At 64.4% G+C, this 13,364-nt stretch carries 13 protein-coding genes; 6 read left to right on the top strand and 7 right to left on the bottom strand.

Going from position 1 to position 13,364, the window contains the following annotated elements:
- Positions 1 to 14: 14 nt before the first annotated feature.
- The 3 genes from MFF62_RS25370 to MFF62_RS25360 form a co-directional block, all read right to left on the bottom strand.
- Positions 15 to 1,568, bottom strand: a complete 1,554-nt coding sequence (locus MFF62_RS25370; protein ID WP_238265896.1) for a hypothetical protein — start codon at positions 1,566 to 1,568, stop codon at positions 15 to 17.
- 187 nt (positions 1,569 to 1,755) lie between these two features.
- Complete coding sequence (locus tag MFF62_RS25365; protein WP_238265895.1) at positions 1,756 to 2,217, bottom strand: HU family DNA-binding protein; 462 nt, start codon at positions 2,215 to 2,217, stop codon at positions 1,756 to 1,758.
- Positions 2,218 to 2,500: 283 nt separating this feature from the next.
- A complete protein-coding gene (locus MFF62_RS25360) occupies positions 2,501 to 2,998 on the bottom strand; it encodes an Mpo1 family 2-hydroxy fatty acid dioxygenase (protein ID WP_238265894.1) in 498 nt (165 codons plus the stop codon).
- 161 nt (positions 2,999 to 3,159) lie between these two features.
- On the opposite strand from MFF62_RS25360, the gene MFF62_RS25355 reads away from it, so the two are divergent.
- The 3 genes from MFF62_RS25355 (at position 3,160) to MFF62_RS25345 (ending at position 6,841) form a co-directional block, all read left to right on the top strand.
- Positions 3,160 to 4,107, top strand: a complete 948-nt coding sequence (locus tag MFF62_RS25355; RefSeq protein ID WP_238265893.1) for an arylamine N-acetyltransferase family protein — start codon at positions 3,160 to 3,162, stop codon at positions 4,105 to 4,107.
- 180 nt (positions 4,108 to 4,287) lie between these two features.
- On the top strand, positions 4,288 to 5,052 hold the full coding sequence (locus tag MFF62_RS25350; RefSeq protein WP_238265892.1) for an SDR family oxidoreductase: 765 nt from the start codon (positions 4,288 to 4,290) through the stop codon (positions 5,050 to 5,052).
- Between the two features lie 28 nt (positions 5,053 to 5,080).
- Positions 5,081 to 6,841, top strand: a complete 1,761-nt coding sequence (locus MFF62_RS25345; protein WP_238265891.1) for a class I adenylate-forming enzyme family protein — start codon at positions 5,081 to 5,083, stop codon at positions 6,839 to 6,841.
- A gap of 75 nt (positions 6,842 to 6,916) precedes the next feature.
- Here MFF62_RS25345 and MFF62_RS25340 read toward each other — a convergent pair whose 3' ends face one another.
- The 3 genes from MFF62_RS25340 to MFF62_RS25330 all read right to left on the bottom strand — a co-directional run bounded on the left by MFF62_RS25340 (position 6,917) and on the right by MFF62_RS25330 (position 8,339).
- Positions 6,917 to 7,393 carry a CreA family protein gene (locus MFF62_RS25340; protein ID WP_238265890.1) on the bottom strand — a complete coding sequence of 159 codons (477 nt, stop codon included), beginning with the start codon at positions 7,391 to 7,393 and terminating at the stop codon, positions 6,917 to 6,919.
- Positions 7,390 to 7,878: an acyl-CoA thioesterase gene (locus MFF62_RS25335; RefSeq protein ID WP_238265889.1), complete on the bottom strand. Its 489-nt coding sequence runs from the start codon at positions 7,876 to 7,878 to the stop codon at positions 7,390 to 7,392. The genes MFF62_RS25340 and MFF62_RS25335 overlap by 4 nt, the downstream gene beginning before the upstream one ends.
- A gap of 179 nt (positions 7,879 to 8,057) precedes the next feature.
- Positions 8,058 to 8,339 (bottom strand): HU family DNA-binding protein, encoded by a 282-nt coding sequence (locus MFF62_RS25330; protein ID WP_008651272.1) that lies wholly within the window; start codon positions 8,337 to 8,339, stop codon positions 8,058 to 8,060.
- A 561-nt stretch (positions 8,340 to 8,900) separates the two neighbouring features.
- On the opposite strand from MFF62_RS25330, the gene MFF62_RS25325 reads away from it, so the two are divergent.
- Both MFF62_RS25325 and MFF62_RS25320 read left to right on the top strand, forming a co-directional pair.
- A complete protein-coding gene (locus tag MFF62_RS25325) occupies positions 8,901 to 10,103 on the top strand; it encodes an ammonium transporter (protein WP_238265888.1) in 1,203 nt (400 codons plus the stop codon).
- Between the two features lie 250 nt (positions 10,104 to 10,353).
- A complete protein-coding gene (locus MFF62_RS25320) occupies positions 10,354 to 11,214 on the top strand; it encodes a mechanosensitive ion channel family protein (protein ID WP_238265887.1) in 861 nt (286 codons plus the stop codon).
- An 8-nt stretch (positions 11,215 to 11,222) separates the two neighbouring features.
- On the opposite strand, the gene MFF62_RS25315 is transcribed toward MFF62_RS25320, so the two are convergent.
- Positions 11,223 to 12,437, bottom strand: coding sequence for a Bcr/CflA family multidrug efflux MFS transporter (locus MFF62_RS25315; RefSeq protein WP_238265886.1), 1,215 nt, complete (start codon positions 12,435 to 12,437; stop codon positions 11,223 to 11,225).
- A gap of 262 nt (positions 12,438 to 12,699) precedes the next feature.
- On the opposite strand from MFF62_RS25315, the gene MFF62_RS25310 reads away from it, so the two are divergent.
- Positions 12,700 to 13,281, top strand: a complete 582-nt coding sequence (locus MFF62_RS25310) for a hypothetical protein (protein WP_238265885.1) — start codon at positions 12,700 to 12,702, stop codon at positions 13,279 to 13,281.
- Positions 13,282 to 13,364: the final 83 nt, after the last annotated feature.

Below are 13,364 nucleotides of genomic sequence, written 5' to 3'. Positions count from 1 at the left end.
GCAGCCGGTGGGCCCTATCGCTTGAGCTGTGCCGGGTCCGGTTGGAGCAGGACCCGGTCATGCATGGCCAGCAACTGTTGTTCTTGCTTGTCATCATTGCGGCGCAAGCCGTCCTGTTGCTCGGCGGCCTTGACCAGCGCCAGCACGTCGACCGTGTTGGACTTCGATTCCGGTGTGGTCGTGTCGCTTTCCAGGCGGCCCATCATGTATTGCTGCGTGCGCCGCGACAGGTCGGCCGACTGGGTCAGCGTGGCCTTGGCCAGCTTGCCGTCGTCATACGAGAACTCGGCCCGGCTGCTGGCCTTGTCGTGGATCTGATCGTAGAAATAGCTCTGGGAGTACGGGCTTTCCGTCAGCCATAGCGTCGTATCGGCGTACAGCGAGCGGTGGTAGCTGGCATCGAGGGTCGACTCCTGCTGTTGAATCGCGCCGCGATCGGACTGGCCCGTGCCCTGCACCTGCGTGGCCTGGGAAACCGTGTAGTCGAACGTATCGCGTTCGTCGGACTTCAGCGGATTGACCGCCTCGGCGGTCTGCGAGATCGACGCCGAGAAGTCGGCCAGCCCGGTCAGCATGCCGTGATCGCCGGCGCTCAGCTTCACGGATGACTGCTGTGACTGCTGGGCACCGCCGGTGCCATACTGGCTGTGCAGCGCGCTGAACGCATCCTTGAACATGGACATCAGCGCGGCATCGCCCTGGCCGCGCCCTTTCGCATCATCGAACTGCTTCAGGTAGGCGCTGATGGCCTTGGCCTGCTGCTCCGCCGTGCCGAGAATGGCCGGCGACGTCGTATCGACCTTGAGCTTGACCGTGCCAGTGGGTCCCACGGCGGTCAGCGAACGCTGCTTGTCGTCGGCCTGGAAGTCGAGCGTCTGGAATTCGTGGTTGCCCAGCGCGATGCTGGCCTGCAGCTTCACGGACGACAACTGGGTGGCGTCGTACTGCATCAGGTCGCTGACATCGACGCGCGGCGGCACCTCCGACAAGGCATCGACTGACTTCTGGAACGCCGCCGACAGCTTGCCCACCGCCTCGCGCTCGGCGTCGGTCAGTTCACCGCCGGCCACAGACGTCTGCACACGCAACCGATCGCCATCGCTGCCCAGCGTGATGGCCACCGTCGCGCCGCTGCGCGTACCGATCGTCAGCGAAATCTGGTTGTCCGATTGGGCCTGGAAGCGCGACGACGCGATGCCCTCCACCGATCCGCCAGCCGTCGGCTGGATCACCGATTGCGAAAACGCGCCGCCGCCCTTGGCGATCTGGCCCAGCAATGCCTCGCCAAGTCCGCCAAAACGCGTGGCAAGCCCGGTCGCGGTGATGTTTCCCGCCATGCGCAGCGAGATGGCGTCGGATACCGCGTGCTCCCATAGCGGCGCGGATGCATCGCCCGGTACCGTGTATGTCGGCCAGTTGGGCGGCACCGATGCGTTCTGGCCCAGCGTGACGCTGGACGACTGCGTCGCCGTGTTCTGTGCCGGGGCGCCGGCAACAGTTGCCGTCGATGTCGAAGCGGCCTGCGCGCCGACGAAACCTTGCGAGCCTACGGAAGAGATAGCGACCATGCGATCCACCACGCGTTAAACGATGTGAACCATCAACGACATCCTGGCCGCGAACTTGAGGGAATCCGAGAGGGGTGCGACAACAAAAAACCCCGCGCTCTTTCGAGACGCGGGGTCTTAAGCCGCCCGCTGCCTGCACTGGGCAGACTGCGGACTGGCGACTACAAGACTACCAAAGGGTGTGCGATCAGGCCGCAGCGTCCTTCAGCTTCTTCAGCGGACGGACCTTCACCTTGACGCTGGCCGGCTTGGCCGGGAACCAACGCTCTTCACCCGTGAACGGGTCCTTGCCGAAGCGCTTCTTCTTGGCCGGCACTTGCTGTGCGGTCACCTTCAGCAGGCCCGGCAGCGTGAATTCGCCAGCGCCCTTCTTGTTCAGCGCGCTAACGATGGTGTTTTCCAGATGGGCCAGCACCGTCTTCACGGCCTTCGGCTCGAGCTGGGTTTGCGCTACCAGGTGAGCGACCAGGCTCGACTTGTTGAAGGTGTCCTTCAGCGGCTTCACGGTCGGAGCAGCGGCGGGAGCAGCCTTCTTGGCCGGAGCGGCGGCCTTCTTTGCGGCAGCCTTCACGGGTGCCTTGGTTGCTGCGGCCTTCTTGGCGGCAGGCTTGGTTGCAGTCTTCGCGGTCGGTTTCGCTTTGGTCGCCATATCGATATTCGAGAGTTGAAGATTGATGTCCCGGCCTCTCTGCAATCCCTCGCAAAGACAGCGTCTGCTTCGTTGCGATTCGTGCTGGCCGGCACGCACTGAATCATAGCGGAAACGGCTAGAAGTAAAGGGGTTTTCTCACATGCGGCAGGTCAAACCAAGTGAAAACCCGGGCTTTTTAGCTGCTTTGTCGCTGGTTTGCGTCAGCAAAAACGCTACGGAGTGCTACGTCCCCCCACTTTCGCAAGTGAAAGACGCCGTGCGCGCGCAAAAGTTTCCGCGTTCAGTGCGCGTGCGCGGCCACCGCATCGCGCGTTTCGCGCGCCAGTCCCAGCGCGAAAGCGGTCTCCGCCACCAGGAAAAGCGGGCCTACCAGCAGCCCGACGAGGTCATCGACAAACGCCGGCTTGCGCCCCTCGTAGTAGTGGCCGATGAACTGGATGATCCAGCCGGCCACGAACAGTCCGATGCCGCTGGCCAGCCACGCAGTGGTGGACAGTGCCGCGATCCACGCGCCCGCCCAGACGAACATGGCCAGGATCGCCGCCATCGCCACGCCGAATCCGAACGACAGCCGCAGGTAGAACAGGCACGACAGCAGGTAGACGATCACGGCCGGCGTCAGCATCAGCGCGCCGTCGCCCAGCGGCATGGCGGGCCGGCCCAGCAGCGCGGTCACGGCCAGTACGATCATCGGGATCCCGATGAAATGCGTGAACACGTTGCGGCCATCGCGGTGGTACGCGGCGTACTGCGACAGATGATCGATCAGGGTTTTCACGGGGCAGTCTCCTTGGTGTTTTTTTCAGCCGGCCGGCGACGTTAAACCACGCTGGCGGCCCGGATTTGATGTGGATTTATATTAGTGATGTGCCGCGTGCTCTGGAAGAGGACTTCCCCGCCATTCGAGCCGCCCCACTAATTTTCTTCGCCCCCACCGCCATGCGCACCGTCGACGAGATTCCCGCCCTGACCCCCGACCAGCGCGACGCCTGGTTGCACCGCATCGGCATCGACGCCGTACCGCCGCCCACGCTGGCCACGCTCGACCTGCTGATTGCCGCCCACCTGACGCATCTTCCGTTCGAGAACCTGACACCGCTGGTGGGCTGGCGCGTGGATATCGGCCTGCAAGCCGTGTTCGACAAGCTCGTGCTGCAGGGCCGTGGCGGTTACTGTTTCGAACTGAACACACTGTTCTGTGCCGGGCTGAAAGCACTGGGTTTCACGGTCACGCCGCTGGCGGCGCGCGTGCGCTGGAACGTGCCGGACGAGCGCCCCACGGGCCTGTCGCACATGCTGCTGCGCGTTGAAGTGGCGCACGAAAGCCATGTGGCCGATGTCGGCTTCGGCGGCCCGACGCCCGACCGCGCGTTGCCGCTGTCGCTGCCCGACCACGCCGATTCGCCCTACCGTTTGCTGCCAACCCCGCCCGAAGTGGCCGGTACCGGCTTCCACAGCTACGACCTGGCCGTGCGCAATCCGGAGGCCCCGCAGGCGACGCAGGGGGCGCAGTCGGCGAAAGGGACCATCGCTGATGATGCAGACACGTGGCGCGTGCTGTACCGGTTCGACCTGACACCCCAGCCGCAGATCGACTATGTGTCGCGCAACTGGTACGTATCGACACATCCCGACAGCCATTTCACGCAAACGCTGGTCGCCGCCCGTACCGAAGCCGATAGCACGCGCCTGTCGCTCGGCAATGGCAGCCTGACGGCACGCGCGCCCGACGGCACCGTGCGCAAGACCGAGCTGTCACTGAGCGACGATGCCGGCGCCGTCATCGACCTGCTGGCCAGCCGCTTTGGCATCCGGATCGACGACGACCTGCGCGCGGCCCTGGCCGCCCGGCTGCCTGCCTTGTCCGCACCGCCGGCGGCGCGCTAGGCATTCCGCGCTGCGGCACGATCCATGCATCGCGTGAATTGCCTACAGAAAGTTTCCTGATATCGGCCTTGCGGCACCAGTCGGGCTGTGGACTGAGGGGGTGGGCCTGCCCATAATGTCCCGGCCAATTCACGATTCGGCGGCGGCCAAGACCGTCGCCTACCTATATCAGGAGACACCATGTCATTGTTCGATCTGTCGGGCAAGGTTGCCATCATCACCGGGTCGTCGCGCGGCATCGGCCGGTCCATTGCCGAACAGATGGCCGTCCAGGGCGCAAAGGTCGTCATTTCGTCGCGCAAGATCGAGGCTTGCCAGGAAGTGGCCGACGCCATCAACGCGCAGCACGGCGCCGGCACCGCGCTGGCCGTGGCCGCCAATATCTCGTCGAAGGAAGCCCTGCAGCACCTGGTGGACGAAGCCAACCGCACGTTCGGCAAGGTCGACATCCTGGTCTGCAACGCCGCCTCCAACCCCTACTACGGCCCGATGAGCGGCGTGACCGACGACCAGTTCCGCAAGGTGCTGGACAACAACGTGATCTCCAACCACTGGCTGATCCAGATGGTGGCGCCGCAGATGATCGAGCGAAAGGAAGGCTCCATCATCATCGTGTCGTCGATTGGCGGCCTGCGCGGGTCGCCCACCATCGGCGTCTATAACGTATCCAAGGCAGCCGACTTCCAGCTCGCGCGCAACCTGGCCGTGGAGTTCGGGCCGCATAACGTGCGGGTGAACTGCATCGCCCCGGGCCTGATCAAGACCGACTTCGCCAAGGCGCTCTGGGACGACCCCGTGCGCTACAAGCAGTCCACCGAAAACGCCCCGCTGCGCCGTATCGGCGAACCAGTGGAGATCGCGGGCGCGGCGTGCTTCCTGGCATCGGCCGCCAGCACGTTCATGACCGGCCAGGCCATGGTGGTGGATGGTGGCGTAACGATCTGATCTTTCCAACTTGCGCGGGAGGCAACGCATGTCGCAGCATCCGCAGCAAACTTCGCAGGCCGGCCCGCAGTGGCCGGTCATGTCGATTGCCGAGGCGCATGCCCGGCTGACCGCGCCCGGCGCGCCGTTCGAAACCGAGACGCGCGTGATCCGGGGCATCCCCACCACGGTCTGGAAAAACGCGCCGCCCACGTTGCGCGACCTGTTCCTGGTGGCCGCAGCCTGGGGCGACAAGACCTTCGTGGTCTACGAGGAGGAACGCGTCAGCTATCGCGCGTTCGCGCAGGCCGCCACCACGCTGGCCCATCAACTGGTACGCGACGGCATCCGCAAGGGCGACCGTGTGGCGATTGCCATGCGCAACCTGCCTGAATGGCCGGTGGCGCTCTACGCGGGCCTGCTGACCGGGGCCATCGTCACGCCGCTCAACGCGTGGTGGACCGGACCCGAACTCGAATATGGCCTGACCGATTCAGGCAGCCGCATCGCCATCGTCGACCACGAGCGGCTCGACCGCATCCTGGAGCACCTGCCCAATTGCCCGGCGCTGGAACGCATCTACGTGTCGCGCGCGCCGGCCGATGCCGCGTTCGACGATCCGCGTGTCGTGCCGCTGGCCGGCGTAATCGGCGAATCCGATGCATGGCCGACGCTACCGTCGCAATCGCTGCCGCTGGTGCCGCTGGACCCGGAAGACGACGCCACGATCTTCTACACGTCGGGCACCACGGGCAAGCCGAAGGGCGCCGTGGGCACCCATCGCAATGCCTGCTCGGTGGCGGTCTGCGCGCAGTTCAGCCCGCTGCGCAACCTGCTGCGCCGTGGCGAACCGGTGCCGGAACCGGACCCCGCCGCGCCACAAAAGGCTGCATTGCTGGCCGTGCCGTTCTTCCACGTCACCGGCTGCATGTCCGTGCTGAACGGCGCACTGGCCAGCGGCGGCAAGCTGGTGCTGATGTATCGCTGGGACACGCTGCGCGCGATGGAACTGATCGAGCGCGAGCGCTGCACGTCGGCGGGCGGCGTGCCCACCATCGCATGGCAGATCATCGAGCATCCTCGTCGTGACGATTTCGACCTGTCGTCGCTGGAAAACATCCACTATGGCGGCGCGCCGGCATCACCCGAGCTGGTCCGGCGCATCAAGGAGGCATTTCCGCAGGCCGCGCCCGGCATCGGCTGGGGCATGACGGAGACGTCGGCCACGTTCACAAGCCATAGCGCCGACGAGTACATCCACCGGCCCGACGCCAGCGGCCCCACCCTGCCGATCGGCGAGATGAAGATCGACGATGGCTTTGGCAAGGCGCTACCCGTGGGCGAGGTGGGCGAGTTGATGGTGCGCGGGGCCAACGTCGTGCACAGCTACTGGAACAAGCCCGAGGCCACGGCCAAGACGTTTGTTGACGGCTGGCTGCATACCGGCGACGTGGCGCGCCTGGACGACGAAGGCTTTCTCTACATCGTCGACCGCATGAAGGACATGCTGATTCGCGGCGGCGAGAACATCTACTGCATCGAGGTGGAAAGCGCGCTGTATGCCCATCCGGCCATCATGGATGCGGCGGTGGTCGGCATCGCGCATCGCACGCTGGGCGAGGAACCCGGCGCCGTGGTGAGCCTGAAGCCCGGCGCGCATGCGACCGAGGCAGAACTGCAGGACTTCGTGCGCCAGCAACTGGCGGCGTTCAAGGTGCCGGTACGGATCATCGTCCGCGACGACATGCTGCCGCGCAACCCGAACGGGAAGATATTGAAGTCGAATTTGCGGAAGTTGTTCGAGGCGTAGCCGCAGCCGGTGTTTGGCTGTTTGGCTCCCCTCTCCCGCTTGCGGGAGAGGGGAGCAAACCAACAGGGATCGGTCTTACTTCACCGGAATCACCGTCTCCGCCGGCACCGGCACCGCCGTCACCGCGTTCTGCGGACTCCCACTGACGATGCGATCCGAATAAGTCAGATACACCAGCGTATTCCGCTTGCGGTCCACGGCGCGCACCACGTGCAGCGTCTTGAACAGCACCGACATCCGCTCCGAGAACACGTCTTCCTGCTGCTTGACCGGGCCCTTGAACGCGATCGTGCCCACCTGGCGGCAGGCAATCGATGCCTCGGGCGGGTCTTCGGCCATGCCGAGCGACCCCTTGATGCCACCGGTGCGGGCACGCGACACGTAGCAGGTCACGCCTTGCACCTGCGGGTCGTCGTAAGCCTCGATCACGACCTTGTCGGATCCGGTGACACGGAAGTTGGTGGAAACGCTACCGATTTCCTCGGCATGGGCGACGGCGGCCAGCGTGGCCAGCCCGCAGGCCGAGGCGATGCGCAACAGCCGGGCCGTCATTCGGTGGTTGCCCCTTTGATCTCGTCGTGGCGGCGCTCCATTTCCTGGCGCAGCGCACGGCGTTGCTTGGCCGCCTCGAAGCGCTGGCGCTCCACCTCGTCGCGCGGCTGCAGCGGCGGCACTTCGGCCGGCGAGCCGTTGTCGTCCACGGCCACCATCGTGAAATAGCAGCTGTTGGTATGACGCACGACCTTGCTGCGGATGTTCTCGGTCACCACCTTGATGCCGATTTCCATCGAGCTGCGGCCCGTGAAATTTACGGCGGCCAGGAACGTCACCAGTTCCCCCACGTGGATCGGCTGGCGGAACACCACCTGGTCGACCGACAGCGTCACGACATAGCGGCCGGCATAACGGCTCGCGCACGCATAGGCCACCATGTCCAGGTACTTGAGGATGGTGCCGCCGTGGACGTTGCCAGAAAAATTGGCCATGTCCGGCGTCATCAGCACGGTCATGGAAAGCTGGTGGGACAGATCGTTCATCGCAGAAAATCCAGAAATCGAGCCTGAGGCGCGGGCAGTTTAACCCGCTGCGCCGTGCAGCGGCATACCGGATGCGGCGATTTCTGTCGCGGTGGGCAAAACGGCCTGCATAACTGGCCCGCCCAAATAGAAAAGCGGCCCCGCAGGCCGCTTTCTAAACATGCTGAGACGCGATGCGCTTACTTCTTCTTGTTCACGGCGTCCTTGAAACCCTGACCGGCGGAGAACTTCACCGTCTTCGCGGCCGGGATCTTGATCGTTTCGCCGGTACGCGGATTGCGACCGGTACGGGCAGCACGCTTGCCCGAGCTGAAGCTGCCAAAACCCACCAGCGTGACGGAGTCACCCTTGGCCACTGCCTTCTTGATACTGTCCAGCGCAGCGTTCAGCGCGCGCTCGGCGGCGGCGTTGCTGAGTTCTGCTTCCGCGGCGATGGCCGATACCAGTTCACCTTTATTCATGGCTGATTTCCCTTGTTTGGTCGTCGTCACCGGACTTTTGCCACTTGGCAAAAGTCCGATCGGCGCAGTCTAATCTGCCCTTTGCGGCTTGGGCAATCCCCAGTGGCACCGATGCAACGAAAACCGCCGGAAATCGTTCTCTGGCAAGACTTAGCGGGGTTTTTACCCCTCTGTTTTTTGAATTGGCGCGTCACTTTTCAACCGCATGACGTATCGGACGGCGCACTTTATAAAACCGGCAGATTGTTGCCGTTTTGATCACTAATCGCGCAATTTCCTTGTCCGGCTTTCGCTACCGCAGCGCATTCGCACGATGCGCATTTACGGTGCGAAAACCGATGACGCACTGATACGGTGCCATTTTGCCCTGCAGCATGCGTCATTTTAGCGCAGCGATGCCCCATGTTTGCGCATCGACCAAAACGGGCGCTCGGCACGCAATCGTCACCCAAGCCAATATCGGTGCGATGCGCACTGTATTTGCGCGGCATTCCCCGTTTTGCAGCCAAAACTGGAACGCAAATTGCTTGCTCGTGCTCCCATTTTGAGCATGAGGTAACGATGGACAACCTGAAGACAGGCACGGATGCGCTGTTCATCCTGCTGGGTGCAATCATGGTGCTGGCAATGCATGCCGGCTTCGCATTCCTGGAACTTGGCACGGTCCGCAAGAAGAACCAGGTCAACGCGCTGGTAAAGATCCTGGTCGATTTCGCGGTGTCGACGCTGGCCTACTTCTTCATCGGTTATACGATTGCCTACGGCGTGCAGTTCTTTTCCGGCGCCGAGACGCTGGCCGAAAAGAACGGCCACGAACTGGTCAAGTTCTTCTTCCTGGCTACGTTTGCCGCCGCCATTCCGGCGATTATCTCGGGTGGTATTGCCGAACGCTCCCGATTCAATCCGCAACTGGTAGCCACTTTCATCCTGGTGGGTTTCGTCTACCCGTTTTTCGAAGGCATCGTCTGGAACAACCGTTTGGGCGTGCAGGACTGGCTGGCGTCGGTGACCGGCGCGCCGTTCCATGACTTCGCGGGTTCCGTGGTGGTGCATGCGGTGGGCGGCTGGATCGCCCTGCCCGCCGTGCTGCTGCTGGGCGCGCGCCGCGGCCGCTACCAGAAGGACGGCCGCATCAGCGCCCACCCGCCGTCGAACATCCCGTTCCTGGCGCTGGGCGCCTGGGTGCTGGCCGTGGGCTGGTTCGGCTTCAACGTGATGAGCGCGCAGACCATCGACAAGATCAGCGGCCTGGTGGCCATCAACTCGCTGATGGCCATGGTCGGCGGCACGCTGGCCGCCTGGGCGGCCGGCCGCAACGACCCGGGCTTTTCCTATAACGGCCCGCTGGCCGGACTGGTGGCGGTTTGCGCGGGGTCCGACATCATGCATCCGCTGGGCGCGCTGGTGACCGGCGCCGTGGCGGGCGTGCTGTTCGTCCATCTGTTTACGCTGGCCCAGAACAAATGGCATATCGACGATGTGCTCGGCGTCTGGCCGCTGCACGGGCTCTGCGGTGCTTGGGGCGGGATTGCCGCGGGCATCTTCGGCACTCGTTTGCTGGGCGGCATGGGCGGCGTGTCGCTGGTGTCGCAGGTGGCCGGCACGCTGCTGGGCATCGTGGTTGCCCTGATCGGCGGCACCGTGGTCTACGGTGCGCTGAAGAAGCTCGTGGGAATCCGGCTGGACCCGGAAGAGGAGTTCAACGGTGCCGACCTGACGCTGCACCGCATCTCGGCCACGCCGGAGCGCGAAACGAACTGGTAAGTCCCGGATTCGCAAGACGATTCCAGAAAAATCGCCCTGCAAATTGTGTGAAAAACGGCCGGCATATTGCCCGGCCGTTTTTACTTGGCGCCTCCAAAAGATTGTCTTGAACTTTCACGGGCGCGCGCCCAATAATGCCCTTGCCGCTTCTCTGAAACGCCGACACAGGCGTGCCTTGTGGTCCTGACATTATCGACAGCCGTTTTGGCTGCCTTGATTTTTCCTGCCCGTCAATCACAGGAGCATGTTCATGGATACCACCTCGCTGCAAAGCATCCGCGACGTCATCTACGGCTACGCCACCGTCTTCGGCATCAAGATCCTGGCCGCGCTGGCATTCTGGGTCGTCGGCCGCTGGCTGATCCATTTCGTCGTGCGGCTGGTGCAGGGTTCGCTCGCGAAACAGAGCGTGGACCCCACGCTGCTGCGCTACGTCGGATCGATCGTCACCGTGACGCTGAACGTCGTGCTGGTGATCGGCATCCTTGGCTACTTCGGCATCCAGACCACCACGTTCGCCGCGCTGATCGCCGCCGCCGGCGTGGCCATCGGCATGGCGTGGTCCGGGCTGATGGCGAACTTTGCCGCCGGGGCCTTCCTGGTGGTGCTGCGGCCGTTCAAGGTGGGCGACTTCGTGACCATCGGCGGCGTGACCGGCACGGTGCGCGAAATCGGCCTGTTTGCCACCTCGCTCGACACACCGGACAACGTGCTGACCACGATCGGCAACAACAAGATCTTCAGCGACACCATCCAGAACTTCACGGCCAACCCGTTCCGGCGCGTCGAACTGAAGGCGCAACTGGCCGGCACCACCGACGCGGCGGCAGCCATCGCACTGCTCAAGGAAAAGGTGGCGGCAATCCCAAACGTGCTGACCGATCCGCCGGTGGACGTCGAGATCCTGGAATTCACGCTGGTGGGGCCAGTGCTGGCGGTGCGTCCGTACTGCCATAACGACAACTACTGGCAGGTCTACTTCGACACCAACCGCACGATCCGCGACAGCTTTGGCGCGGCCGGATTTGCCGCGCCCATGCCGGCGCAGCTGGTGGTCATGCAGAACCCGCCGGCAATGCCGCTGACCCAGCCCGCCAACCAGGCGGCCTGACCCGGGATTTACCCGGGCTGGCGCATGCCGGCCCGGCCGTACAGGCGCAGCAGCACCGCGCCGCTGCCGCAGATCGCCATGACCACGGCCAGCGGCAGCGCCGTACCGTCGTGCCAGACGCTGACTGCGGCGCCAGCCAGCGTGCCGAAACCGAATTGCAGCGTGCCCATCAGCGCCGATGCGGTGCCGGCACGGTGGCTTTGATGCGCCAGCGCCAGCGCCGAAGCGTTGGGGGTGATGCAGCCCAGCCCGGCCAGGAACACGAAGAAGCAGCACAGCAGTACCGGCAGCGTGGCCACGCCCAGCAGCGCGGTTGCGGCCAGCGTCAGGCCCGCCAGGCATGGCGCGAACAGCGCGGTGCGCAGTACGTCGTCCAGTGCGCGCGCCCGCACCAGCTTTGCGTTGACCTGCGCCATGGCGATCAGGCCGAATGCATTGGCCCCGAAAACAAAGCCGTAGTGGGAGGGATCGATGCCATGCAGTTCGATCAGCACAAACGGCGACCCGGCGATGTAGGCGAACATGCCGCCCTGCACGCAGCCCGCGGACAGCGAGTAGCCCAGGAATTCCCGATCGCGCAGCAATTCCCAGTAACCGCCCAGCACCGTTGCCGGATGCAGCGTGCGGCGGCGCGCCGGGTCGAGCGATTCTTCCATGCGGGCGTGCACCAGCCAGAGCAGCAGCACGGCGGCCACGCTATGGATCCAGAAGATCGCGCGCCAGCCGGTGGCCGCCAGCACGGCGCCGCCGATCAGCGGCGCCAGGATCGGCGCCAGCCCCATTACCAGCATCAGCGACGAGAACGCCCGGGCCGACTCGCGGGCTTCCAGCCGGTCGCGGATGACCGCGCGCGACACCACCAGCCCCGTACACCCGCCCAGCGCCTGCAGGAACCGCCAGGCCATCAGCGATTCCACGCTCGACGCCAGCGCGCAGCCGGCGGCGGCCACGCCATAGATCGTCAGACCCGCATAGAGCGGCGCCTTTCGCCCGAACCGGTCGCTGATCGGGCCATAGAACGCCTGCCCGATGGCCAGACCCACCAGGAACGTGCCCAGCGTCAGCTGTACCCGCCCGATATCGGTATGCAGGTCGGCCGCCAGCGCCGGAAAGCTGGGCAGGTACATGTCGATGGAAAGGGGCGCAATGGCGGTCAGGGACGCGCAGATCAGCAGCCAGAGCGGAAAGCGCGCGTTGGAGTGCGTGCTTGCGGAGGACGTCATGAAAAGGTTCCGGTAGGGCAAGACGCAATTGTTGCATAGCGCCTAAGCGCTTGGCGGCGCAGGCGTCAAGTCACCAGAAGTACCGTGGAAAATCCGCCGCAAACCGGCTACGGGTGCGGCATCACGGGTGGCGCCGCTTTCACGTGCACCAAGGTGAAGGGTACAATGCGTGCCTGTCGGGACTGATGAATGCCCAGACCACGCAGTCAGACGCATCGCGGAAGACGGACCACGGGAACCGTCCCCGGCAACGTTATCCTGCATGACCATACGACATACGACGTTTATTGTTTCGCTGAGCCTGGTTGCGATGGCTGCCTTGCCGTCGTTGCCTGCATCGGCAGCGCCAGGCAAGCCATCTGCCGTGGCGCCGGCATCGTCGCCCACGCCCGTGGTGATCGACGAAGCCGAAGCCTTGTCACGCATGCTCAAAGGTGCGGCGACCGGACAGAACACCGGCGCGGCCGGCGTTCCTGAACTGCTGCGCAGCACCAACCGCCCGGACAGCGTGCTGGCACGCGCCTGCCGCCAGCTCAACGACGCCCTGCCCATCGAGATCGACGGCGAGACCCGGCTGCGCCGCTGCCAGTCGATCCCGGGCAAACACGTACTCTTCCAGCTCGAACTGACCAATTTCCGTGGGCCGATGCTGGACCTGGCCAGTTTCGAGGTGAATTATGCCGCGCCGCTCCAGCGCAATATCTGCGCCAACCGCGACGTGGAAATCCTGACCAAGATCGGCGTCAGCATGATGTTCCGCTACATGACCCGCAACGACCGCGGTGAACGCCGGGTTGGGGATGTTTATATCAATGCGCCGATTTGTGTGTCGGCGTTGCGGTGAGCGGAGGCGTTTGAAACACTGAGGGTTGCCTCCCCTCTCCCCACCTGGTTGGCTCCCCTCTCCCGCGTTGCGGGAGAGGGGTT

It is taken from the genome of Cupriavidus pauculus (assembly GCF_022179805.1).
Lineage (GTDB): Bacteria > Pseudomonadota > Gammaproteobacteria > Burkholderiales > Burkholderiaceae > Cupriavidus > Cupriavidus pauculus_E.
This window is presented reverse-complemented; position numbering and strand designations above follow the sequence as displayed.